Genomic DNA, 23,993 nt, shown 5'->3' on the forward strand with positions numbered 1-23,993 from the left:
CATCTGACACATGACCGACATCTCACCGACACGCGCCCCCGACACCCCCCTTCTGCACGGGAGTTGACCCGCGCTACGGTCCGCGCGTGACAATACGCCCGGGAACCCCCCACATCCCTTGGAAAACCCTCGTCCTGTCAGCCGTCCTCGCCCTCCTCGCCCTGGTCGCCGCCCCCGGTGCGGCGGGCGCGGCCCCCGCTCCCCGGGAGAGCAAGCCGGTCTACTCCTACGACCACGCCATCCGCGAAACGGTCTGGGTGGACACCGGCCTCGACGGCGACTCCGACGGCCACCCCGACCGGGTCGCCGCCGACATCATCCGGCCCGCCGAACCCGCGCAACAGGGCCGCCGGATCCCCACGATCATGGACGCCAGTCCCTACTACTCGTGCTGCGGACGCGGCAACGAGAGCCAGAAGAAGACCTACGACGCCCAGGGCCGCCCGGTCCAGTTCCCGCTCTTCTACGACAACTACTTCGTGCCTCGCGGCTATGCGACCGTCCTCGTCGATCTGGCCGGAACCAACCGCTCCGACGGCTGCATCGACGTCGGCGGCCGCTCGGACGTCCAGTCCGCCAAGGCCGTCATCGACTGGTTGGGCGGTCGGGCCCGCGGCTACACCGCCCGTAGCGGCGGGAAACCCGTCACCGCCGACTGGTCCAACGGCAACACCGGCATGATCGGCAAGAGTTGGGACGCCACCATCGCCAACGGCGTCGCCGCCACCGGCGTCCCGGGCCTGAAGACCATCGTCCCGATCGCCGGCATCTCCTCCTGGTACGACTACTACTTCGCCCAGGGCGCCCCGCTCTACGACGGTGGCCCCGACGGACTCGCCTCCGCCGTCGAGAGCCCCGGCGCGCACAAGGACTGCGCCGCCGTCCAGCGCAAGCTCGTCGCCGGCGCCCCGCGCAACGGCGACTGGACCGACCTGTGGACCGAACGGGACTACGTGCGAGGCGCCGCCAAGGTCCGCGCCAGCGTCTTCCTCGTCCACGGCATGCAGGACCTCAACGTCCGTACCAAGCACTTCGGCCAGTGGTGGGACGCGCTCGCCAGGCACGGCGTCGAACGCAAGATCTGGCTCTCCCAGACCGGCCACGTCGACCCCTTCGACTACCGCCGCGGTGACTGGGTGCGCACCCTCCACCAGTGGTTCGACCACTACCTGATGGGCTACGACAACGGCATCCAGCGCGCCCCGATGGCCGACATCGAGCGCGCCCCCGACACCTGGCGCACCGACGCCCGGTGGCCCGCGCCGGGCACCGCCGCGGTCACCCTGCACCCCCGTACCGGTACCACCGCCGGCGTCGGCGTCCTGGGCACCCGGCCCACCCCAGCCGGCCAGACCGCGGCCTTCACCGGCGACCCGGCGCTCGGCGAGGCCGACTGGGCCGCCGCCATCGACCGCTCGACCCCGGCCAAGGCCGGCTTCACCACCGGCCCGCTCACCGCACCGCTGCGGCTCTCCGGCGCCGGCACGGTGACCGTCACCGCCACCCCCAACACCACCAGCGCCCACCTGACCGCGGTCCTCGTCGACCTCGGCCCGGACACCATCCGGAACTACGGCGCCGACGGCGAGGGCATCGTCACCCGCGGCAACAGCACCTGCTGGGGCGCCGGCACCACCGGCGACACCGGTTGCTTCAAGGAGACCGCCGCCGACGTCAGCAAGGTCGGCTTCACGGTCTTCAGCCGCGGCTGGGCCGACCTCGGCCACGCCACCGACCCGCAGCACGGCCACCCGCTCACCCCCGGCAAGCCCTACACCCTCACCCTCCAACTGGCCGCCAGCGACCACATCGTCCCCGCCGGGCACCGGCTCGCGCTCATCGTGGCCGGCACCGACGCCCACCTGATCGACCCGCCCGCCTCCCGTCCCACGCTCACCCTCGACCTGGCCCGCACCGCCGCCCGGCTGCCGCTCACCGGCGGCGCCCCGGCCCTCACCCGGGCCACCGCTGGCACCCCGGCGGCCACCCGCCCGACCGGAACCGCCCCCAAGGGCATCGCCCCACCGCCGGCCCTCAGCCGGCTGCCGTACGGAGACTGACCGGCCCGGGGCCGCCCCGCACACGGGGCGGCCCCACCACCCACGCTGCCGACCCACGGAGGCACCCTCGTGGCACCCCTTGGATCACTCCGCTCCCGCGGCCTCGCCCTCGGGGCACTGGCCGCCGCCCTCACCGCCGGGGTCAGCCCCGCCCCGTCCACCAACGCCACCCCACCGCACGTGCCGCGTACGGGATTCGAGACCAGCCACGGCGCCCGGTGGACCAGCGAGCCGGAGGAAACGGCGTTCCTCACGGCCGTCGCCCGGTCCGCGGATGCCGCACCCCATGTCCGCATCGACCGGATCGGCACCACCGCACAGGGCCGCCCCCTGCGACTGGTCCGCCTCGGCGCCCCCGCCCCCGCGCGCCCCGCCGCCGTCCGCCGCGGCAACTCCGTACTGCTGATCTGCTCCCAGCACGGCGACGAACCCTCCGGCCGCGAGGCGTGCCTGACCACCGTCCGCAACCTCGCCTACGCCAAGGACCCGGCCACCCGGCACTTCCTCGCGCGCACCAGCGTCCTCGTCGTCCCCACCGCCAACCCCGACGGCCGGGCCGCCGACACCCGCGGCAACGCCGACGGCACCGACATCAACCGCGACCACCTCGCGCTGATCACCCCCGAAGCCCGCGCGATGGCCGCGGTGATCCGCGACTACCGCCCCGACACCGTCTACGACCTGCACGAATACACCCCCAAGGCGCCCTACTACGTCAAGGACCTGCTCTCCCTGTGGCCGCGGAACCCCAACACCGCGGACCCCGTCCACCGCGAATCGGCCGCCCTGTCCCAGGACTTCGTCACCCCCGCCGCCCGGGCAGCCGGCTTCAGCACCGGCGTCTACGGCATCTGGACCGACCCGGTGACCGGCGCCCCCGTCAAACAGGTCGCCGGCGACGGCCAGGAGCGGATCCTGCGCAACACCGCCGGGATCAAGGGCTCCATCGGACTGCTCGTGGAAACCCGCGTCGACCCTCCCACCACCACCGGCCGGGGGTACCCCCCTCTCGCCGCGCCCGCCGACACCGGGAAGGCCGACCCGGCCCGGCACAACCGCCACCGGGTGGACTCCCAACTCGCCGGCCTGAAAGGACTGTTCGCCTTCCTTGATCGGCACCGCGGACGCATCGAGGCGGCCACCGCGGCGGCCCGCACGGCCGGCCTGGCCGACCGAGGGCCGATCTACCTCGGCGGCGCCGACAACGAACCCCCGACCGCGGACCGCATCCTGACCCGCCCGCCGCGCGCCTACCGCCTGGACGCGGCACAGTTCGCCCGGGCCGAAGCCGTACTGGCGGCCCACGGCGTGCACTGGCAGCGGGACGACGACGGCGGCGCCACCGTCCCGCTGCGCCAGTCACTGCGCGCACTGGTCCCGCTGCTGCTGGACGCCCGTGCCGACCATCACGTCGCGGCCGGCACCCCGGTCGGCCCCTGAGCCGGCGCGACCTCGGCCCGCACCAGCCGCAGCACCTCGTCCGCGCACCCCCAGGACACGGTCACCCCCGCACCCCCGTGCCCGTAGTTGTGCACGCACACCGTCCCGTCCGGCAGTCGCCCCGCCGCCAGCCGCACCGCCGGACGGGCCGGCCGCAACCCCACCCGGTGCGCCAGGACGCGGGCCCGCGCCACCTCGGGGAAGTACCGGGCGCAGCGCGCCACGATCGCCTCCGCCACCGCCGGATCCGGCTCCCGCGACCAGGCTCCCTCCCGCGCCGTCCCGCCCAGGACCAGCCCGAACGGCTGCGGCAGGAGGTAGGTGGTGTCCACCGCGCCCGCATCGGCGGCGGTGAACCACTCGTCCACGCCCGGATTCGCCACGATCACCAACTGCCCCTGAACGGGCTGCACCCCGGGGTCCGGAACCAGCTCACGGGCGCCCAGCCCGGAGCAGTTCACCACCGCCCGGACGCCGTCGGCCGCCTCCGCCAGGGACGCCACCGGACGCGCCACCACGGTCCCGCCGGCCGCCACCAACCGCCGCTCCAGATACCTCAGGTGCACCGGCATGTCCACCAGAGGCGTACGCGCCCGCCACCCCGCGCCGCACCCGGGCGGCAGCTCCTCGGCGCGGGCCCGCCGCAGCCCCGGCACCGCCGCGTACCAGGCACCGAGCCCCTCCTCAAGACCATCCCCGGCATCCCCGGCACCCTCGTCGCTACTGCCACCGTCGTTGTTGTTGCTGCCGTTGCTGTCACTACTGCCACTGCTGTCACGGCCGTCCGACGCCGGGGCGCTCGCGAAGGTGCCCGGCACCAGCCGGGCCCCGGTCTCCGCCGGCCGCGCGGCGAGCCCGGTGAGCACCTCCAGGGAGCGCAGCGACCACCGGACCGCGTCGTTGTACGGCTGGATCCGGTAGGGCCAACACAGGCCGCCGGCCACCGCCGAGGTCGTGTCGCCGGCCGCATCCCGGGACACCACCCGCACCCGGTACCCGGCCTCGGCGAGCACGATCGCCGAGGTCAGCCCGATCACCCCGCCGCCGACCACGCATATCTCCGGGTCCACCGACCCGCCCGTCCCCGCCGATCGCCGATCCGTCATCTCCATGCCCTCCCGAGGTCCCGTCGCCGTGCAGTTCGCCGTGCAGTTCGCCGTGTTGTTCGTCGTGCTGTTCGTCGTGTTGTGCTCGTGACGTCGTGACGTCGTGACGTCGTGCTCGTCCAGCCGTCCAGCCGTCCGGCTGCCGTCGTCCGGCCGTCGTCCGCCATCCCGTCGTCCCGCCGTCCCGCCGTCCTGGATTTCGACGCCCGATGAGCTCGCTGTCCTCCGAACCCGTCGTCCTGTGATCTTCTCCACCTGTGATCTTTGTGTAACCCTCCGGCAGTGGGCCGGACAAGTCCGGACCTTAGGCTGGTAGGGCCCCCGGTGGACCGGCCCCGCCACGCCGCCGGCCGGGCCCCGGCACCGTCGGCCGATGACGCCCCTCGGATCCGCCCGCGACCACCCGTGGCCGCGCACTCGTATCCCGTCCCCGCCCTCGTCCGAGGAGACCCATGCTCCGCCACCGGCGCGCCGTGCCCGCCTGGCTCGCCCACCCCTTCCGCTGGCAGCGGCTGCCCGTGCCCTGGGCGGCGGTGGCCCGGGGCACGCTCTGCGCGGGACCGCTGCTGGCCGCGGGGATCGCCGCCGGGCACCCGGCCCCCGGCGTACTGATCGCCCTCGGCTCGATGCTGGCGGGCGTCAACGACCGCCCCGGCACCCGGCGCACCGGCATCGTCCACATCGGCCTGCCCGCGCTGGCCTCCGCGCTCGGCATGCTGATGGGCGCGTCCCTGCGGGCCGCCGACGCGGGCTGGTGGGTGGTGCCGGCGCTCAGTGCGGTCGGCTTCGTCTCCGGCGCCGGCAGCGTGGCCGGGCCGGTGCGCTCCAACGCCGGGATGCAGATGCTCGCCGCCACCGTCCTCGGCGCGGGCATGCCCCTGCCCGGCGCGCCGTGGGCCAAGGCGCTCTACCTCCTCGCCGGCTGCCTCTGGCTGCTCCTGCTCCGGCTCGTCCTGCGGTCGCCGCGCCCGGCGGGCGGCCCGCTCAGCGGGGAACGGGCGGCCGTCGCCACGGTCTTCGACGCGCTCGCCGACGCCCTGGCCGCGGCCGGTGGGCCGGGCGCGGAGCCCGCCCGCCGCCGGCTCACCGCCGCTCTGGACCGCGCCGACGAGGCGCTGCGGCTGCGCCGGCTCACCAGTCGGCTGCTGGGCCGCCCGGCCCGCCCGGAGGAACTCCTGCTGACGGAGCGCTTCGCCGCGGCCACCGCGCTCTGCGAGGCCAGCGTCGCGCTCCTATGGGAGGCCCGTACGCTGCCGCCGCGGGTCGCCGAGGGCCCCCGCCGGTTCGCCGAGGCGCTGCGCACCGGCCGGCCACCGGGCCGGCTCTCCGCCCCGGAGCGCAGCTCCGCCGCCCGCGGCGCCTTCGACCACGCCCTACTGGACGCCGCGGTAGCCTTCGACCGGGAACGGCCGGTGCCACCACCCGCGGCGGGCACCGACACCCCGCCGGAACGGGCCGCGGGGTCCCGCGGAGCACTGGGCCCGGCCGGCCGGGACTACGGCCTGCGGGTCGCCCTCTGCATCGGCGCCAGCACGGCGGTGGCCCTGTTGCTCCGCGCCGACCACTGGTACTGGCTGCCGGCCACCGTCACCTTCCTCGTCAAGCCGGACCTCGGCCCGCTGTTCTCCCGTACGGTCAACCGCTTCGCCGGCACCGCGGCCGGCGTCCTGGTCTTCGCGGCGGCCGGGGCGCTGCTGTCCGGGAGCTGGTGGCCCGCCCTGATGGCCGGTGCGGGCGGTGCGCTACTGCCGTTCGCCACCCGGCACTTCGCGCTGCAGACCGGGGCGATCACGGTGATGGTGCTGTCCTTCGTCTACGTCGGGGGCGCTCCGCAGGCCGCCCCCGAACGGCTCGTCGACACCTCCCTCGCGTGCGGGATCGTGCTGATCGTCGGGCACCTGCCGCACCTCGCCGATCCACGCCGCCGGGTCGGCCCGCGGGTCACGGAGGCGCTGCGGAGCACCGAGCGCTTCCTGCGGTACGTCCTGGAACCCCGGCCCGCAGCCGCCACCGCGCCCGGTGCCGCCGCCGACCCCGCTGCCGTCGCCACCCGGCGGCTGGCGTTGCGCCGGGCCGCCTACCGGACGCTGGCCCAGGCCCGGGGCGCAGCGGAGACCGCCGCCGCGGAGTTCCGCCCCGCCCGGGACCCGGGCCCCGACTGGCTGACCGTGGTCACCGCCGCGGAACGCATCGTCGACGCCGCCACCGCCTGCGCCGTCCGCCTCGACCACGGCGCCCGCCGCCCGGGCCCGGCGGAGGCCGAGCGGCTCTGCCAGGCCCTCTCCGCCATGGCCGACGCCCTGGAGACCCCCGGCCGCCCGCCCGGCACCCCGCCGCCGGAACTCCGACCGGTCCCGGACTGCGCCACCCTCACCGACGTCGCCGCCGAACTGGAGCGCCTGCGCGGCTACGCGGGCGCCCGGTGACCCGGTAGCCCGGTAGCCCGGTGGCCCGGTGGCCCAGGAGGGCTTGGTGACCCAGTGACCCGGTGCGCAGCAGAGAACGTCCGGTGAGACGGAGGCAAGGTCGTGCGAGACGGGACACGGGCGACCCGGTTGCGAGAGCCCTTCTCAAGGATCACCGCGCAGCCGGGCGGTGACCGTCGCCCCGAGGTACGGAGCCGCGTGGCGACCGCCCCGGCCGCGGGGTCGGGTGTCCCCGGACACGGCCATGAGGTCGGACCCGGACCCGACCCCGGGCCCGACCGCGGCCCCCGGGCCGTATGGCCACCGCCCCGGAGCCGTATGGCCACCGCCCCGGGGCGAGCCCGTCACGATGTCGGCGCCGCCACCTTCCCGGCGCCGCCGGTCGCCCGCCGGCGCACCCGCGCCCCCTGCGCCGCGCCACCGACGGCCAGCGCCACCGCCACCAGCAGGGCGCTCACCCACAGCGGTGCGCGGTAGCCGAAGCCCGCGCCGAGTGCGATGCCGCCCCACCAAGGGCCGGCCGCGGCGCCCACGTTGAGCGCCGCGGTCGCGAAACTGCCACCCAACGTGGGAGCCTCGGCCGCCGCGTAGAGCACCTGCGCGATCAGGGTGGAGCCGACCGCGAACGACAGGGCGCCCTGGACGAAGACCAGCGCCACCGTGGCCACCGCGTTACCGGCCGTCAGCGCGAACACCGCCCAGCCCACCAGCAGCGCCCCGCCCCCGACGGCGAGCAGTGCCCGGGGCCGCCGGTCCGCCAGCCGCCCGCCCGCCGTGACACCGGCGAACGAACCCAGCCCGAACAGCGCCAGCACCACCGGCACCCCGGCGGCCCCGAATCCGGTGACGTCGGTGACCAGCGGTGCGAGGTAGGTGAAGGTGCAGAACGTGGCGCCGTTGACCAGCGCCCCCAACAGCAGCGCCACCAGCAGCCGCGGACGGCGCAGCGCCCACAGCTCACCGCGCGCACCGGGTGCCGCGGCGTCCGCACCGGTACCGCCCGGACCGCCCGGTACCGACCGCACGAGGGCGAGGACGGCCGGCACCGACAGCGCGGCCACCGCCCAGAACGCCGAGCGCCAGCCCCACTCCTGCCCCAGCACCGCACCGGCCGGAACACCCGCGATACAGGCCAGCGTTGTGCCGCCCAACAGGACGGAGGTGGCCCGGCCCTTGGCGTCCGGCGCGACCATCGCGGCCGCGGTCGCCAGCGCCACCGCCAGGAACCCGGCATTGGCCAGCGCCGCCACCACACGGGTGGCCAGCAGCACGCCGAAGTCGCTGGTCACCGCGCCCAGCACGTGGACCAGCAGGAAGGTGACCAGGAAGACCAGCAGGGCGCGCCGCCGCGGCCAGCGCCGGCTCAGCAGCGCCATCAGCGGCGCCCCGACGATCATCCCGGCAGCGAACGCCGAGGTCAGTGCGCCCGCCGCCGGAACGGACACCTGGAGATCGACGGCGATGTCCGGAATCAGCCCGGACAGCATGAACTCGGATGTGCCCTGCGCGAAGACCGCCAGCGCGAGCACGTAGAGAGCGAATGGCATCAGAAAAACTCCGCAACCACACCATGGACCGGCACCGGCCGAGGGGCGCCGTCGGCGGGGCCGACGGCGATCGGTAGGACCGGTTGAGGAAGCGGTAGCCCCGGCTACCGCATGGACAAGACCTGCCTCAACAGGCGGTCCGGTGGCGGGAGAAGACCTCGACGTGGCGGCGCGAGGGAACGCGCGCCGGCGCGACGGCAGCCCGAGGGCGGCGTCGCGGCCGCGGAAGCGGCAGGGCGAGGAGCCACCGGACGACGCCCGGTGGCTAGCGTCTTGAGGACTCGGGGCTGGACATGATCCGTAGGCTAACCGGCCGGCCCGGCCCCCGTCCACGGATTAGTGCCTGTCCACTGGACGAGGGCCGGAGGGCCGGAGGGTCGGAGGGTCGGAGGGTCGGAGGGGCCAGGGTCTGCCGGTGGATCAGAAGTGCTGTACGTCGGGTGCCGTCCCGACCGGATACGTCGACGCCGGTCGAACATCGTCGCGCGGCCCGGCTCCTCAACGTCTCTTCAACGTCTCCTCGATGTCTCCGGGCGGCAGCGAGAACCCGTCCCGCTGCCGCCCGGAGAGGGTGCCGAGGCTCAACGACCGTCCTTGCCGCCCAACAGCCCGGCCCGCCGCAGCGCGTCCGCCATCGCGTCATTGACCGGCGCGGCCTCCCGGCCGCCGCGGCGCTCGCCGCCTCGCTGACCGCCGCCCTGCCGCTGCCGCGGCGCACCGCTCTGGCCGCCCTCGCGCGGTCCCCGGCCGCCGCCCGTACCGCCACCCGCACCGCCGCGGCGCTCGCCGCCCCCCGCCGCGCCGCGCCGCTCGCCGCCGCCGGTCGGCGCGCCCTTGCCCGCCTCGTCGTCCAGCCGCAGGGTCAGCGAGATCCGCTTCCGCGGGATGTCGATGTCGAGCACCTTCACCCGGACGATATCGCCCGGCTTCACCACGTCCCGCGGGTCCTTGACGAAGGTCTTCGACATCGCCGAGACGTGCACCAGACCGTCCTGGTGGACGCCCACGTCCACGAACGCCCCGAAGGCGGCGACGTTGGTCACCACGCCCTCCAGGAGCATCCCCGGCGCCAGGTCGCCGATCTTCTCCACGCCCTCCTTGAAGCTCGCGGTCCGGAACTCCGGCCGCGGGTCGCGGCCCGGCTTCTCCAGCTCCTGGAGGATGTCGGTGACCGTCGGCAGACCGAAGGAGTCGTCGACGAAGTCCGCCGGGCGCAGGGCGCGCAGCGCGGCCGTGTTGCCGATCAGCGCCCCGACCTCGCTGTTCGCCGCCTGCACGATCCGGCGCACCACCGGGTACGCCTCCGGGTGCACGCTGGAGGCGTCCAGCGGATCGTCGCCACCCCGGATCCGCAGGAAGCCCGCGCACTGCTCGTACGCCTTGGGGCCCAGTCGCGGGACGTCCTTGAGGGCCTTGCGGGAGTGGAACGGGCCGTTGCCGTCCCGGTGGGTCACGATGTTCTCGGCCAGGCCCGAGCTGATGCCGGAGACCCGGGCGAGCAGCGGCGCGGAGGCGGTGTTGACGTCCACGCCGACGCCGTTCACACAGTCCTCGACCACGGCGTCCAACGAGCGCGACAGCTTGGTCTCGGCCAGGTCGTGCTGGTACTGGCCGACCCCGATCGACTTGGGGTCGATCTTGACGAGTTCGGCCAGCGGGTCCTGGAGGCGCCGCGCGATGGACACCGCGCCGCGCAGCGACACGTCCAGGTCGGGCAGCTCCTGGGAGGCGAACGCGGAGGCCGAGTACACCGAGGCGCCCGCCTCGGACACCATCACCTTCGTCAGCCTCAACTCCGGCTGCCCGGCGATCAGTTCGGCCGCCAGCTTGTCGGTCTCCCGGGAGGCGGTGCCGTTGCCGATCGCGATCAGCTCGACGTGGTGCTCCCGCGCCAGCCGCGCCAGGGTGGCCAGCGCCGCGTCCCACTTCTGCTGCGGCACGTGCGGGTAGATCGTCTCGGTCGCCGCCACCTTGCCGGTCGCGTCGACCACGGCCACCTTCACGCCGGTGCGGAAACCGGGGTCCAGGCCCATCGTGGCGCGCGTCCCGGCGGGCGCCGCCAGCAGCAGGTCCCGCAGGTTCGCGGCGAAGACCCGGACCGCCTCGTCCTCGGCGGCCTGCCGCAGCCGCAGCCGCAGATCGATGCCGAGGTGCACCTGGACGCGGGTGCGCCAGGCCCAGCGGACCGTGTCCTGAAGCCACTTGTCGGCCGGCCGGCCCCGATCGGTGATCTCGAAGCGGTGCGCGATGGACCGCTCGTAGGAGCTGGGGCCCTCGACGGCCTCCGCCGGGTCCTCCGGCTCCAGGGTGAGGTCGAGCACGTCCTCCTTCTCACCGCGCAGCATCGCCAGCACCCGGTGGGAGGGCAGTTCGGTGAACGGCTCGGCGAAGTCGAAGTAGTCGGCGAACTTGGCGCCTTCCTCCTCCTTGCCCGCCCGAACCTTCGCCGCGACCCGGCCGCGCGACCACATCCGCTCGCGCAGCTCCCCGATCAGGTCCGCGTCCTCGCTGAACCGCTCGGTGAGGATCGCCCGCGCGCCCTCCAGGGCCGCGGCCGGATCGGCGACGCCCTTGTCCGCGTCCACGAACGCCGTGGCGGCGGCGGTCGGTTCCACCGACGGGTCGGCCAGCAGCCCGTCGGCCAGCGGCGTGAGGCCCGCCTCCCGCGCGATCTGCGCCTTGGTGCGCCGCTTCGGCTTGAACGGCAGGTAGATGTCCTCCAGCCGGGCCTTGGACTCGGCCCCGCGGATCTGCGCCTCCAGCGCGGCGTCCAGCTTGCCCTGCGACCGCACCGACTCCAGGACGGCGGTCCGCCGCTCCTCCAGCTCCCGCAGGTAGCGCAGCCGCTCCTCAAGGGAGCGCAGCTGCGCGTCGTCCAGCGTCTCGGTCGCTTCCTTGCGGTAGCGCGCGATGAACGGGACGGTCGAGCCACCGTCGAGCAGTTCGACCGCGGCCTTCACCTGCCGCTCCTTGACGCCGAGCTCGTCGGCGATCCGCGCTTCGATGGACCCGAGGGTCCCGATGGGCTCAGTGGCTGCCGTCACGTTGATCCTGCCCGCCTTCCAGCGACTTTCCTGAGCCTGCATTGTGCCGGTTGGCGCCCCGGACTGTCGCACCGCCCGGCCGGGGACACCGGGGTGTGAGAAGACGCACGCACCCCCGGCGCCCCAGCTCCGAGCAGCCGGCTACTCCCTGCTGAACAGCGCCTGCGGGAACGCCCCGGACTCCAGGAGGCGCTTGGCGAACCCGGCCGCCAGCTCGGTCAGCCGGGCCACGCCCGCCGCCCCCAGGTGCGCGTACGGCGCCTGGTCCAGCCGGTCCGTCGTCCGCTCCAGCTCCTTGCGCAGCGTCGTCCCGGCCTCGGTCAGTTCGTCGGCGGTGGCCAGCAGCCCGCGTGCGCGCAGCCGCTCCTGTGCCGCCGTCAGCTCCTCCTGCGTCCAGCCGCGGGTCGCCAGGATGCCGCGGTAGCTCATCCCGTGCCCACTGGCGGCGTGCGAGACCAGCGCCTCCACCGGGTCCAGCTCAGCGTCCAGCAGCGCCATCAGGTGGCCGTCACCGCGGTGTTCGCGCAGCAGCGACGCGGCGTGCCAGTAGGCGAGGTGCGGGGCGTCCGGCACCGGCAGGTCGGCGTAGGCGGAGAACAGCGGCCGGGCGTGCCGGGCGCAGCCCTCGGTGGCGGTCAGCGCGAGCTTCGCCGCCTCCGCCATCTCCGCGGACTCCACCGCGTCGCCGAGGTACCGGCGCAGGGAGGTGTCCACCGCCCGCAGTCGGGCGTCCAGGACGGCCTGCGGTGTGGTGACCGTCCAGACGTGCGGGACGTGCTCGGCGACCAGCTCGTGCTTGAAGGAGTAGAAGGTCGCGGTGACCGTTCCGGCGCCCACCGCACCCAGCGGCGCGCTCCGGGCGGCGAAGTACCCGGCGCGGCCCTCCACTCCCAACCCGGCCAGTTCCGCGGTGAATTCGGGGGCGAAGTAGTGCGCCGAGTGGAAGGGGTTGAGGGCGTTGTGGCAGTGCCGGCCGGCCCGTTCGGGAAGTGCGCTGGAAGAGGTCATGCCAGCAGGTTACCGACCCGTTGGTATGGCGCCACCCCCGTGGGCGCCCCCGTGGGGCCCGGACCTCCGTATGGCAGGAAAGGTGGGAAACCCGTCATTGCCGCCATCGCACCCCGCCACCAGGATGGAAGGCATGGAACAGCGCAACGTGCTGGTCGTCCTCTTCGACGGCGTGCAGAGCCTCGACGTGACCGGCCCGGTCGAGGTCTTCAGCGGTGCCGGGCAGGGCGCCCCCGGCGGCTACCGCATCCGCACCGCCACCCTGGACGGCGCCCCGGTCCGCACCACCAGCGGCCTCACCCTCGTCCCGGACCTCGCACTGGACGCCGCCGAACCCCCGCACACCCTCCTCGTACCGGGCGGCCTCGGCACCTGCACGCCCGACCCGCGGCTGGTCGACTGGCTGCGCACCCACGCCCCGCTGGCCCGCCGCCAGGTCTCGGTCTGTAGTGGCGCCTTCCTGCTGGCCGCTGCCGGACTGCTGGACGGCCGCCGCGCCACCACCCACTGGAGCCTGTGCGCCGACCTCGCCGCCCGCCACCCCGCGGTCCGCGTCGATCCCGAACCGATCTACGTCCGCGACGGCGACGTGGCCACCTCCGCGGGCGTCACCGCCGGCATCGACCTGGCACTGGCCCTGGTCGAGGAGGATCACGGCCGCGACCTCGCCCTGTCCATCGCCCGCCACCTGGTCGTCTTCCTCCGCCGGCCGGGCAACCAGACCCAGTTCAGCGCCCAGCTCGCCGCACAGACCGCCGAGCGCCGCCCGCTGCGCGACGTCCAGCAGTGGATCACCGAGCACCCGGCGGCGGACCTCTCCGTCGAGGCGCTGGCCGACCGCGCCGGGCTCTCCCCGCGGCACTTCGCCCGCGCCTTCCGCGACGAGACCGGGATGACCCCCGGCCGCTACGTCGACCGGGTCCGCCTGGAGGCGGCCCGCCGGCGCCTGGAGGACACCGCCGACGGCATCGAACAGATCTCCCGACAGTGCGGCTACGGCACCACCGAGGCGATGCGCCGCGCCTTCGTGCGGGTCCTCGACACCTCCCCGGCCGAGTACCGCCGCCGCTTCCGGCCCGCCCGGCAGCCCTGAACGGCCCCGCAGCCGCCCGCCGCCCCCGACCACCACGGCACACCGCACCACCGCACCACCGAACCAGGAACGAGGCCCCATGCAGATCGCCATCCTCCTCTACGACCGCTTCACCGCCCTCGACGCCGTCGGCCCCTACGAGACCCTCGGACTCGTCCCGGACGCCGAAGTGGTGTTCGTCGCCGCACGCCCCGGCATCCACCGCAGCGACAAGGGCTCCCTCAACCTGGTCGCGGAGGCCGCCCTCGGCGACGTCACCGCGCCGGACGTCCTCGTCATCCCCGGCGGCCCCGGGCAGACCGCGCTCATGACGGACGATTCGCTGCACGACTGGATCCGGGCCGTGGACGCGGGCACCACCTGGACCACCTCGGTCTGCACCGGCTCGCTGCTCCTCGCCGCCGCCGGCCTCCTCCGGGGCCGCCGGGCCACCTCCCACTGGCTCGCGCTGGACCAGCTCCCCGCCTACGGCGCCGAACCCACGGGGGAGCGGGTGGTCTTCGACGGCAAGTACGTCACGGCCGCCGGCGTCTCCTCCGGCATCGACATGGGGCTCACCCTGGCCGGCCGGATCGCCGGCGACTTCGTCGCGCAGACGATCCAGCTCGGCATCGAGTACGACCCGCAGCCGCCCTACGACGCGGGCGCCCCAGACAAGGCACCGGCCGACGTCGTCACCGCCCTGCGGGAGCACGGCAGCCTCATCCTGGCCGGGAAGCAGTGGCGGGACGAAGGCGCCGAAGGAAAGTGACGGTACGTCAGCGTCACGGGCGGCGGCCGCCGCTCAGCCCTCCGGCCACCTGAACCGCGGCGCCCTGCGCTCCAGGAAGGCGGCGGCACCCTCCGCGGTGTCGCCGCTCTCCCGCGCCTGCGCCACCCAGAACGCCCCACGCGCCTCCGCCTCCTCCGGCGGCACGTCCCAGGTCCCGTTGGCCAGTTCCTTCGCCGCGGTCTGGGTCAGCAGCGACCGGCTCGCCAGGACGGCGGTGAACTCCGCGATCCGCTTGTCCAGCTCGCCCTCGGCCACCACCTCGTCCACCAGCCCGCTCCGCAGCGCCCGCGCGCAGTCGATCAACTCCCCGGAGAACAGCAGGTACTTCGCGGCCGACAGCCCCACCAGCCGGACCAGCCGCCGGGTCGCGGACGCCGGATAGGCCACCCCCAACTTGGCGGGCGTCACCCCGAACAACGCCCCCTCCTCCGCGAACCGCAGATCACAAGCGGCCGCCAACTGGGCGCCACCCCCCACGCAGTAGCCGCGTATCGCCGCCACCGTCGGTCGCGGAAAGGCCGCCAGCGCCTCCTCGGCCACCACCGCCAGCCCCTGCGACGCACCCGACGCGTCCCGCAGCGACCCGATGTCCGCTCCCGCGCAGAACGTCCCGCCGTCCCCGGTCAGCACCAGCGCCCGCACCGCGCCGTCGTCCGCCAGCCGCGCCAGCAGTGGTGGCAGCTCCTGCCACATCCGGACGGTCATCGCATTGCGCTTGCCCGTATTGCTGATGGTGACGGTCGCCGTACCGCCGCTGACATGCGTCTTCAGACCCGGTTCCATGCCCGGATATTAGAGCGACCCCCGGGCGCCCGGCCGGATACGATCGGCGACTGATGTCTGCAACCCTCGTCGCCAAAGACCTCGCCGCCGGCCACGGCGAGCGCGTCCTGTTCTCCGGTCTCGATCTGGTCGTCGCCCCCGGCGACGTGATCGGCCTGGTCGGTGCCAACGGCGCCGGCAAGTCCACCCTGCTGCGCCTGCTCGCCGGGCTGGTCCCCCCGGAGCAGGGCGCTTTCGCCCTCAGCCCGCCGACCGCCACCGTCGGCCACCTCCCGCAGGAGCCGGACCGGCGCCCTGGGGAGTCGGTCCGCGCCTTCCTCGCCCGCCGCACGGGCGTGGCCGAGGCCCAGCACGCCCTGGACGCCACCACCGAGGCGTTGGCCGACGGACGCCCTGGCGCCGACGACGCCTACGCCACGGCCCTGGAACGCTGGCTCGCCCTCGGCGCCGCCGACCTCGACGACCGCGCCGAGGAGACCGCCGCACAGCTGGGCCTGTCGGTCAGCCTCGACCAGCCGATGACGACCCTCTCCGGCGGCCAGGCCGCCCGCGCCTCGCTCGCCTCGCTACTGCTCTCCCGCTACGACGTCTTCCTCCTCGACGAGCCCACCAACGACCTCGACCTGGACGGCCTGGACCGCCTGGAGTCCTTCGTCACCGGGCTGCGCGCCGGCACCGTCCTGGTCAGCCACGACCGCGAGTTCCTGGCCCGCACGGTCACCCAGGTCGTCGAACTCGACCTCGCCCAGCAACAGGTCAACACCTACGGCGGCGGCTACACCGCCTACCTGGAAGAGCGCGAACGGGCCCGGCGGCACGCCCGCGAGCGCTTCGAGGAGTACGCCGACACCAAGGCGACCCTGGAGACCCGGGCGCACACCCAGCGCAACTGGATGGAGAAGGGCGTCCGCAACGCCCGCCGCAAGGCTCCCGACAACGACAAGATCGCCCGCAAGGGCCGGGTCGAGGCCACCGAGAAGCAGGCCGCCAAGGCCAAGCAGACCCAGCGCATGATCGACCGGCTGGAGGTCGTCGAGGAGCCCCGCAAGGAGTGGGAGCTGCGGATGGAGATCGCCGCGGCGCCCCGGGCCGGCGCGGTGGTGGCCACCCTCCGGCAGGCCACGGTCCGCCGCGGCGACTTCCACTTCGGCCCGGTGGACCTCCAGATCGACTGGGCGGACCGGGTCGCCATCACCGGCCCCAACGGCGCCGGCAAGTCCACCCTGCTCGCCGCCCTCCTGGGCCGGCTGCCGCTGGACTCCGGAGCGGCCTCGCTCGGCCCCGGCGTGGTGGTCGGCGAGATCGACCAGGCCCGCGGCCAACTGTTCCGGGGCAACGGCGACACCGCGCTGATGGACGCCTTCCGGGCCGCCGTCCCGGACCTGGCACCCGCCGACGTGCGCACCCTCCTCGCCAAGTTCGGCCTCAAGGCGGGCCACGTGCTGCGCCCGGCGGGCACCCTCTCGCCCGGGGAACGCACCCGGGCCGCGCTCGCCCTCCTCCAGGGCCGCGGGGTCAACCTCCTGGTGCTCGACGAGCCGACCAACCACCTCGACCTCCCCGCCATCGAGCAACTGGAGTCCGCGCTCGCCTCGTACCCGGGCACCCTGCTGCTGGTCACCCACGACCGCCGGATGTTGACGGCGGTGCACACCACGCGCCGGATCGAGGTCGACGGCGGACGGATCACCGACCGGGCGGTGTGACCAGCCCCGATGCGGTCAGGAGCCCGCTCCGGTTTTCGATTTGTGTGCGGGGCGGGGACCCCGTAAGGTAATCCGAGTCGACGCGGGGTGGAGCAGCTCGGTAGCTCGCTGGGCTCATAACCCAGAGGTCGCAGGTTCAAATCCTGTCCCCGCTACTCACAAGAACAGCAGGCCCGGTGCCCAGGCACCGGGCCTGCTGTCGTATGCGCACGCACGGGCGCTGCCCACTCACCCTGCCTCCTGCCGCAATACGGGGTATACCGGGAAAAACGGTCCCTGATCGAGGAGGCGGCGATGACCGGCAGGTCCAGAACTTCCCGGCGCAATCCGGCGGCGGCCAAGCTGGGGCGCAGTTTCGGGCTCCTCGCGGCCCTCGGGGTCATCCTCGTCCTGGCCGGGATCGTCGGGCTGATCTACGTCGGTGTGGCCACGCTCACCACGATGCTGCTCTTCGGTTGGCTGCTGTTGATCGGCGGCTTGGTCGGACTGGTGCACGCGGTCCAGTCCCGGGGGTCGAGCTACTTCTGGCTCGCGGTGATCGTCGCGGCGCTGAACATCGCGGCCGGGGTGGTGGTGCTCCGCCTGCCCGACGCCACCGCCGCCGCGCTGACCATGTTCGCCGCCCTGCTCTTCCTGACCGGCGGGCTGTTCCGCCTGGCCGGTGCCGTGGTGGTGCGCGGACCGCAGTTCGGCTGGACGCTGCTCCAGGGCGTGATCGGCATCCTGTTGGGTGTCCTGGTGCTCGCCAACTGGCCGCAGAGCAGCCTCTACGTCATCGGCTGCTTCTTCTCGTTGGAACTGCTCTTCGACGGGCTGGGCCTGCTCGCCATGGGGATCGGCGGCCGGCGCGTGGTCGGCATGGTCGAGGACAGCAGAGTGGCTTGATCTTTACCCTGGCCACGCCCGTTCCGGCGGCGGACCGGCGGCCGTTCCGGAGGTCGCCATAAAAACGCGAATCAAAAACGACGGAACATGTCGCGAGGCCGAGCGATTCTGTCAGAATCGACCAAAAGACGTCGATTGGCGCTGACTTGTGTTCAGGAGGCCGGTCCGGACCAGCGCATTCTCAACACTCATCGTGTGAGGATGCCTTCCGGACCCCCTGCAGAACCCCCCGAGGAGCTGACCTCCCCGCTCGCCTACGAAGGTGTCTGGCGGTTCACCGCCCCGGCACTGGAGTCGTCGGTGCCCCAGGCGCGCCACGCGGTGCGGGATCTGCTCGTCGAACAGCACGTGCCCGTCGCCGACGACATTCTGGACGGGCTCCTGCTGATCGTCTCCGAACTGGTCACCAACGCCGTCCGGCACGCCGCGCTGCTCTCCCCGCAGGTCGCCGTCCAGCTCACCATCGGAGCCAACTGGCTCAGGGTCGCGGTCGAGGACGACCACCCCTACCGCCCCAAGGCACTGGAGGCGGACGAGGGTGACGTCGGCGGCCGAGGACTCTGGCTGGTCAAGGCGTTCACCGCAGAAGTGGGCGGGAAGTGCGACGTGGAGCACACCGCGGGCGGCGGCAAGTCCATCTGGGCCGAACTGCCGCTGGCCCCGCTTCCTACCAGCCCACCGACTGTCCGGTGAGCTCCCGGACCGCCGGCCGCGCCGCGTCCAGCACGGTCATGAACCACGCGGAGAACGGCACCTGGGCATGTCGATCGGCCAGCTCCTCCGGCGTGACGAAGGCGACCTCGGAGATCTCCTCCGGGTCCGGGGCCGGCTCGGCCCGCACCAGCCCCACGAACAGGTGGTTGTACTCCTGCTCCACCAGGCCGGAGGCCGGGTCAGGGTGGTTGTAGCGCACCGTCCCGGCCTCGGCGAGCAGCGCGGGTGCCACGCGCAGCTCCTCCGCGGTCCGCCGGGCCGCCGCCGCGAACGGCGTCTCGCCCGGGTACGGGTGACCGCAGCAGGTGTTGGACCACACGCCGGGGGAGTGGTACTTCGACAGGGCACGGCGCTGGAGCAGCAGCCGCCCCTTCTCGTCGAAGAGGAAGACCGAGAACGCCCGGTGCAACTGCCCGGGCGGCTGGTGCGCCGCGAGCTTCTCCGCGGTGCCGATCGTCGTGCCGTCCTCGTCGACCAGCTCCAGCATGATCGGCTCGGCGGCGCCGTCCGGCGCGCCCACCGCCGAAGTTCCGGCGGTCTGTCCGTTGGCAGGTGTGATCGGCATGCCCATCCTTGTCGTCGGTCGTCGATGTCAAGTCTGCCCCACCAGGGCCGCCGTCAGTGGCAGAGCACTGCCGGGTGCCGCGCGGCGCCGCGTGTCCCGGCACCGAGCGGATCGCCCCCCGAGCGGTCCGCCGCCGGGGGCGGTCGCTCCGCCCCGGTCCGCGGCATGGCCCTCGCCACAGCCGCTCCGCGGCAACCGTGACCAGCCCCCGCATAACCGGCACCCGGGCCGGCTGCCAGTTGTTCCGGCGAGGCCCGATCCACCATGATGATCGCGGCAGGCGCAGCCGTCGCTCACCCGATCGAGTGGTGAATACGTGGTGAACGGCCGCATCCCGCGATCGGATAGCCTCTGCCGACGTGCCTCCCAGCCCTCCGGGGCCAGGGTGTGCCACGCCCGCCGCCCGGGTAGTTCGTGTCGAATGCGGACCGACCGGCGTTGCTCGTCAGCATCCAAGGAGTGAGTTCGTCTGCCGACCGCCATCCTCACCGGTCCGCCGGTCGCCGGGTCGTCGCTCGAAACCGACCTGCGCACACTGGGTTTTGACGTCCGTACGGTCAGTGAACCCGCCGGCGCCACCGAGCTGCTCGCCGAGGTCCCGGCCCAGGAACGGGTGGCCCTGGTGGACCCCCGTTTCGTCGGCCACCTGCACGCCCTGCGGCTCGCCCTGACCGACCCCCGCTTCCCGGCCGCCGCGGTGCCCGGCGCACTCACCGTGCAGCCCGAGGCCCGCGCCGCACTGGACCGGGCGGCCGGCCGCATTCCGGTCGGGGCCGGCACCGCGCACCTGACCGACGTGCTCACCGACACCCTCACCGAGGCGCTCGACCGGGCCGACGTCGGACTGCACCACGTGGAGCCGGGCAGTCTGGTCGCCACCATCGCGCTGACCCCCGCCCAGCGGGAGGAGGCCCGCGAGGCGGTCGCCGCCGTCGACGACGAGGCGGTCCGGCTGCGCACCGCCGTGAAGTCCCGCGACGGCTTCTTCACCACCTTCTTCATCAGCCCGTACTCCCGCTACCTCGCCCGCTGGTGCGCGCGCCGCGGCCTCACCCCCAACCAGGTCACCACCGCCTCCCTGCTCACCGCGCTGATCGCGGCGGGCTGCGCGGCGACCGGCACCCGCGGCGGTTTCATCGCCGCCGGCGTGCTGCTCCTGCTCTCCTTCGTCCTGGACTGCACCGACGGGCAGCTCGCCCGCTACTCGCTCCAGTACTCGACGCTCGGCGCCTGGCTGGACGCCACCTTCGACCGCGCCAAGGAGTACGCGTACTACGCGGGACTCGCCCTGGGAGCGGCCCGAGGCGGGGACGACGTATGGGCGCTGGCGCTCGGCGCGATGATCCTGCAGACCTGCCGGCACGTCGTCGACTTCGCCTTCAACGAGGCCAGCGACTTCGAGGGCGGTGCCGGGAACGCCGGCCCCGCCGTGGCACTGTCCGACCGACTCGACCGGGTCGGCTGGACGGTCTGGGCGCGCCGGATGATCGTGCTGCCCATCGGCGAACGCTGGGCCATGATCGCCGTACTGACCGCGCTCACCACCCCGCGCATCGTCTTCTACGTCCTGCTCGTCGGCTGTGCGCTGGCCGCCTGCTACACCACGGCCGGCCGGGTGCTGCGCTCCCGGGCCCGCCGGGCCCGGCGCACCGACCGGGCCGCCCGCGCGCTCGCGGACCTGGCCGACTACGGCCCGCTGGTCGAACTGCTCACCGGCGGCGGCCGGGGTCGGGGCCGGACCGGTTCCTTCCTCGCACCCGTTATGGCGTTTCTCTCGTCCGCGGTGCTCCTGGTGTGGGTGATCTCCCAGCCGGACCCCGCCTCCTGGCTCACCGTCGGCGTCGCGGCCTGCTCGGCGCTGCTGGCCGCCGCGGCAGTGTCCCGCCCGCTCAAGGGCGCCCTGGACTGGCTCGTCCCGCCCTTCTTCCGGGTCGGCGAATACCTCACCGTCCTGGTGCTGGCCGCCCGGTCGGACGCCCACGGAGCGCTGCCCGCGGCGTTCGGGCTGGTCGCGGCGGTCGCCTACCATCACTACGACACGGTCTACCGCATCCGCGGTGGCACCGGGGCCCCACCGCGGTGGCTGGTCCGGGCGACGGGTGGGCACGAAGGACGGATCCTCGTGGTCACCATCCTCGCCGCCCTGCTGCCCGCCACAGGTTTCACAATCGCGCTCACGGCACTCGCTGTGGTCCTGGCGCTGCTGGTGCTCGCCGAGAGCATCCGCTTCTGGGTGGCCGCCCACAAACACGGTGCACCCGCCGTACACGATGAAGGAGAACCCGCATGATCGGCCTCGTGCTGGCCGCCGGCGCCGGACGGCGTCTGCGCCCCTACACCGACACCCTGCCCAAGGCTCTGGTGCCGGTCGATGGGGACACCACGATCCTCGACCTGACCCTCGGCAACTTCGCCGAGATCGGCCTGACCGAGGTCGCGATCATCGTCGGCTACCGCAAGGAAGCCGTGTACGAGCGCAAGGAGGCCCTGGAGCAGAAGTACGGCCTCAAGATCACGCTGATCGACAACGACAAGGCCGAGGAGTGGAACAACGCCTACTCCCTGTGGTGCGCCCGTGACGTGCTCGCGGCCCACGACTCGGTGATCCTCGCCAACGGCGACACCGTGCACCCGGTCTCCGTCGAGCAGACCCTGCTCGCCGCCCGCGGCAACGGCCAGAAGATCATCCTCGCGCTGGACACCGTCAAGCAGCTCGCCGACGAGGAGATGAAGGTCGTCGCGGACCCCGCCAAGGGTGTCCGGAAGATCACCAAGCTGATGGACCCGGCCGAGGCGACCGGCGAGTACATCGGCGTCACCCTCATCGAGGGCGAGGCCGCCGCCGAGCTGGCCGACGCCCTGAAGACCACCTTCGAGCGGGACCCCGACCTCTACTACGAGGACGGCTACCAGGAGCTGGTCAACCGCGGCTTCAAGGTCGATGTGGCGCCGATCGGCGAGGTCAAGTGGGTCGAGATCGACAACCACGACGACCTCGCGAAGGGCCGTGTTATCGCATGCCAGTACTGACCCGCCTCATTCCGTCCCCGGTCGTCGTCGACATCAGCGCCGGCGCCCTGGACGACCTGGCGGGTCTGCTGGCCGACCAGCGCATCTCGGCTTCCGGCAAGCTCGCCATCGCGATCAGCGGCGGCTCGGGGGCCCGGCTGCGCCGACGGCTGGCCCCCGCCCTGCCCGGCGCCGAGTGGTACGAGATCGGCGGCGGAACCCTGGACGAGGCGATCAAGCTCGCCGACGCCATGAAGAAGGGCCACTACGACGCGGTCGTGGGCCTGGGCGGCGGCAAGATCATCGACTGTGCGAAGTTCGCCGCGGCACGCATCGGCCTGCCATTGGTGGCGGTCGCGACCAACCTGTCGCACGACGGGCTGTGCTCGCCGGTCGCCACCCTCGACAACGACGCGGGACGCGGTTCGTACGGCGTGCCGAACCCGATCGCCGTGGTGATCGACCTCGACATCATCCGCGAGGCCCCGGTCCGCTTCGTCCGCTCCGGCATCGGGGACGCGATCTCCAACATCTCCGCGGTCGCGGACTGGGAGCTGTCGCACCGGGAGACCGGTGAGGGCATCGACGGGCTGGCCGCGGCCATGGCCCGGCAGGCCGGCGAGGCCGTGCTGCGCCACCCCGGGAGCGTCAGCGACGACAGCTTCCTCCAGGTGCTCGCCGAGGGCCTGGTCCTCACGGGCATCTCGATGTCGGTGGCCGGCGACAGCCGTCCCGCCTCCGGCGCCTGCCACGAGATCAACCACGCCTTCGACATCCTCTTCCCCAAGAGGGCGGCGAGCCACGGTGAGCAGTGCGGCCTCGGTGCCGCCTTCGCCACCCACCTGCGTGGCGACCGGGAGACCTCGGCGCTGATGGTCGAGGTGCTCCAGCGCCACGGCTTGCCGGTCACCCCGGGCGAAATGGGCTTCACCGACGAGGAGTTCGTGCAGGCCGTCGAGTTCGCCCCGAAGACCCGTCCGGGCCGCTACACGATCCTGGAGCACCTGGACCTGTCCACCGATCAGATCAGGGACGCATACGCCGACTATGCCGAAACCATCAGTAGCTGAACTCCGCCCGGTCGTTCACCCCGCGGGCGTGAAGGACCGGCGCAGCGGTGAGCACTGGGCAGGCCGCCTCTACATGCGGGAAATCTCGCTGCGTTGCGACCGGTACTTGGTCAACACCCGGGTCACGCCCAACCAGCTGACCTACCTGATGACCGTCTTCGGGGTCCTCGCGGCTCCGGCGCTGCTGGTGCCGGGGATCTGGGGCGCCGTGCTCGGCGTGGTGATGGTCCAGCTCTACCTGCTGCTCGACTGCATCGATGGCGAGGTCGCGCGCTGGAAGAAGCAGTTCTCGCTCGGCGGGGTCTATTTGGACCGGGTCGGTGCCTACCTGTGTGACGCCGCGGTGCTCGTCGGCTTCGGCATGCGGGCCGCTGACCTGTGGGGTCCCGGGCGGATCGACTGGCTCTGGGCCTTCCTCGGCACCCTGGCCGCCCTCGGCGCGATCCTGATCAAGGCCGAGACCGACCTCGTCGGCGTCGCCCGCCACCAGGGCGGACTGCCGCCGGTCAAGGAGGCGGCTGCCGAGCCGCGCTCGTCCGGTCTGGCGCTGGCCCGCAAGGCCGCCGCCGCGCTGAAGTTCCACCGGCTGGTCCTCGGGATCGAGGCGTCCCTGCTGATCCTGGTCCTGGCGATCGTGGACGCGGTGCGGGGCGACCTCTTCTTCTCCCGGCTCGGCGTCGCGGTGCTGGCCGGTATCGCGCTCCTCCAGACCCTGCTGCACCTCGTGTCCATCCTGGCCTCCAGCAGGCTGAAGTGACCGCGGCG

Annotated in this window: 18 protein-coding genes and 1 tRNA gene; 13 read left to right on the forward strand and 6 right to left on the reverse strand. The window is 73.5% G+C overall.

The features are described from left to right. Positions 1–86: 86 nt before the first annotated feature. A complete protein-coding gene (locus ACO0M4_RS09050; RefSeq protein ID WP_430369238.1) occupies positions 87–2,060 on the forward strand; it encodes a Xaa-Pro dipeptidyl-peptidase in 1,974 nt (657 codons plus the stop codon). 69 nt (positions 2,061–2,129) lie between these two features. Continuing rightward, positions 2,130–3,500: a M14 family metallopeptidase gene (locus ACO0M4_RS09055; RefSeq protein ID WP_430369240.1), complete on the forward strand. Its 1,371-nt coding sequence runs from the start codon at positions 2,130–2,132 to the stop codon at positions 3,498–3,500. Here ACO0M4_RS09055 and ACO0M4_RS09060 read toward each other — a convergent pair. Then, positions 3,467–4,606, reverse strand: coding sequence for an FAD-dependent oxidoreductase (locus ACO0M4_RS09060; protein ID WP_430369241.1), 1,140 nt, complete (start codon positions 4,604–4,606; stop codon positions 3,467–3,469). The genes ACO0M4_RS09055 and ACO0M4_RS09060 overlap by 34 nt on opposite strands. A 452-nt stretch (positions 4,607–5,058) precedes the next feature. Here ACO0M4_RS09060 and ACO0M4_RS09065 point away from each other — a divergent pair, with 452 nt between their 5' ends. After that, the gene (locus ACO0M4_RS09065) at positions 5,059–7,032 is read left to right on the forward strand and encodes an FUSC family protein (RefSeq protein ID WP_430369242.1); all 1,974 of its coding nucleotides are present in this window, start codon (positions 5,059–5,061) and stop codon (positions 7,030–7,032) included. A 344-nt stretch (positions 7,033–7,376) separates the two neighbouring features. On the opposite strand, the gene ACO0M4_RS09070 is transcribed toward ACO0M4_RS09065, so the two are convergent. The 3 genes from ACO0M4_RS09070 to ACO0M4_RS09080 all read right to left on the reverse strand — a co-directional run bounded on the left by ACO0M4_RS09070 (position 7,377) and on the right by ACO0M4_RS09080 (position 12,631). Then, positions 7,377–8,579: a Cmx/CmrA family chloramphenicol efflux MFS transporter gene (locus tag ACO0M4_RS09070; RefSeq protein WP_430369243.1), complete on the reverse strand. Its 1,203-nt coding sequence runs from the start codon at positions 8,577–8,579 to the stop codon at positions 7,377–7,379. Between the two features lie 581 nt (positions 8,580–9,160). Beyond that, on the reverse strand, positions 9,161–11,623 hold the full coding sequence (locus ACO0M4_RS09075; RefSeq protein ID WP_430369244.1) for a Tex family protein: 2,463 nt from the start codon (positions 11,621–11,623) through the stop codon (positions 9,161–9,163). Between the two features lie 141 nt (positions 11,624–11,764). Next, positions 11,765–12,631, reverse strand: coding sequence for an SCO6745 family protein (locus ACO0M4_RS09080; RefSeq protein ID WP_430369245.1), 867 nt, complete (start codon positions 12,629–12,631; stop codon positions 11,765–11,767). A 133-nt stretch (positions 12,632–12,764) separates the two neighbouring features. On the opposite strand from ACO0M4_RS09080, the gene ACO0M4_RS09085 reads away from it, so the two are divergent. After that, positions 12,765–13,724, forward strand: a complete 960-nt coding sequence (locus tag ACO0M4_RS09085) for a GlxA family transcriptional regulator (RefSeq protein WP_430369246.1) — start codon at positions 12,765–12,767, stop codon at positions 13,722–13,724. Between the two features lie 79 nt (positions 13,725–13,803). Beyond that, on the forward strand, positions 13,804–14,475 hold the full coding sequence (locus tag ACO0M4_RS09090) for a DJ-1/PfpI family protein (RefSeq protein WP_430369247.1): 672 nt from the start codon (positions 13,804–13,806) through the stop codon (positions 14,473–14,475). A gap of 33 nt (positions 14,476–14,508) precedes the next feature. Here ACO0M4_RS09090 and ACO0M4_RS09095 read toward each other — a convergent pair whose 3' ends face one another. Then, a complete protein-coding gene (locus tag ACO0M4_RS09095; protein WP_430369248.1) occupies positions 14,509–15,279 on the reverse strand; it encodes an enoyl-CoA hydratase/isomerase family protein in 771 nt (256 codons plus the stop codon). Between the two features lie 53 nt (positions 15,280–15,332). On the opposite strand from ACO0M4_RS09095, the gene ACO0M4_RS09100 reads away from it, so the two are divergent. From ACO0M4_RS09100 to ACO0M4_RS09115, 4 genes are all read left to right on the forward strand, one after another. Further along, positions 15,333–16,985: an ABC-F family ATP-binding cassette domain-containing protein gene (locus ACO0M4_RS09100; RefSeq protein ID WP_430369250.1), complete on the forward strand. Its 1,653-nt coding sequence runs from the start codon at positions 15,333–15,335 to the stop codon at positions 16,983–16,985. An 81-nt stretch (positions 16,986–17,066) separates the two neighbouring features. Next, positions 17,067–17,140: transfer RNA gene (locus tag ACO0M4_RS09105), tRNA-Met, on the forward strand. Between the two features lie 139 nt (positions 17,141–17,279). After that, positions 17,280–17,870 carry an HdeD family acid-resistance protein gene (locus ACO0M4_RS09110; protein WP_390011455.1) on the forward strand — a complete coding sequence of 197 codons (591 nt, stop codon included), beginning with the start codon at positions 17,280–17,282 and terminating at the stop codon, positions 17,868–17,870. A gap of 201 nt (positions 17,871–18,071) precedes the next feature. Beyond that, a complete protein-coding gene (locus tag ACO0M4_RS09115) occupies positions 18,072–18,563 on the forward strand; it encodes an ATP-binding protein (RefSeq protein WP_430369251.1) in 492 nt (163 codons plus the stop codon). Here the strand turns inward: ACO0M4_RS09115 and idi are convergent. Next, positions 18,538–19,149: an isopentenyl-diphosphate Delta-isomerase gene (gene idi, locus ACO0M4_RS09120; protein ID WP_430369252.1), complete on the reverse strand. Its 612-nt coding sequence runs from the start codon at positions 19,147–19,149 to the stop codon at positions 18,538–18,540. The two genes, ACO0M4_RS09115 and idi, sit on opposite strands and share 26 nt — an antisense overlap. Positions 19,150–19,618: 469 nt before the next feature. On the opposite strand from idi, the gene ACO0M4_RS09125 reads away from it, so the two are divergent. Genes ACO0M4_RS09125 through ACO0M4_RS09140 form a run of 4 tightly spaced genes read left to right on the forward strand, consistent with a single transcriptional unit; the run spans position 19,619 to position 23,985 of the window. Continuing rightward, positions 19,619–21,439 carry a DUF5941 domain-containing protein gene (locus tag ACO0M4_RS09125; RefSeq protein WP_430371310.1) on the forward strand — a complete coding sequence of 607 codons (1,821 nt, stop codon included), beginning with the start codon at positions 19,619–19,621 and terminating at the stop codon, positions 21,437–21,439. Continuing rightward, complete coding sequence (locus tag ACO0M4_RS09130; protein ID WP_430369253.1) at positions 21,436–22,179, forward strand: sugar phosphate nucleotidyltransferase; 744 nt, start codon at positions 21,436–21,438, stop codon at positions 22,177–22,179. Before ACO0M4_RS09125 ends, ACO0M4_RS09130 begins: the two co-directional genes overlap by 4 nt. After that, a complete protein-coding gene (locus ACO0M4_RS09135; protein WP_430369255.1) occupies positions 22,167–23,228 on the forward strand; it encodes an iron-containing alcohol dehydrogenase family protein in 1,062 nt (353 codons plus the stop codon). Before ACO0M4_RS09130 ends, ACO0M4_RS09135 begins: the two co-directional genes overlap by 13 nt. Continuing rightward, a complete protein-coding gene (locus ACO0M4_RS09140; protein WP_430369257.1) occupies positions 23,206–23,985 on the forward strand; it encodes a CDP-alcohol phosphatidyltransferase family protein in 780 nt (259 codons plus the stop codon). The genes ACO0M4_RS09135 and ACO0M4_RS09140 overlap by 23 nt, the downstream gene beginning before the upstream one ends. Positions 23,986–23,993 lie beyond the last annotated feature (8 nt).

Origin of the sequence: Streptomyces sp. RGM 3693, assembly GCF_050471125.1 — a bacterium.
Taxonomy (GTDB): Bacteria; Actinomycetota; Actinomycetes; order Streptomycetales; family Streptomycetaceae; genus Streptomyces.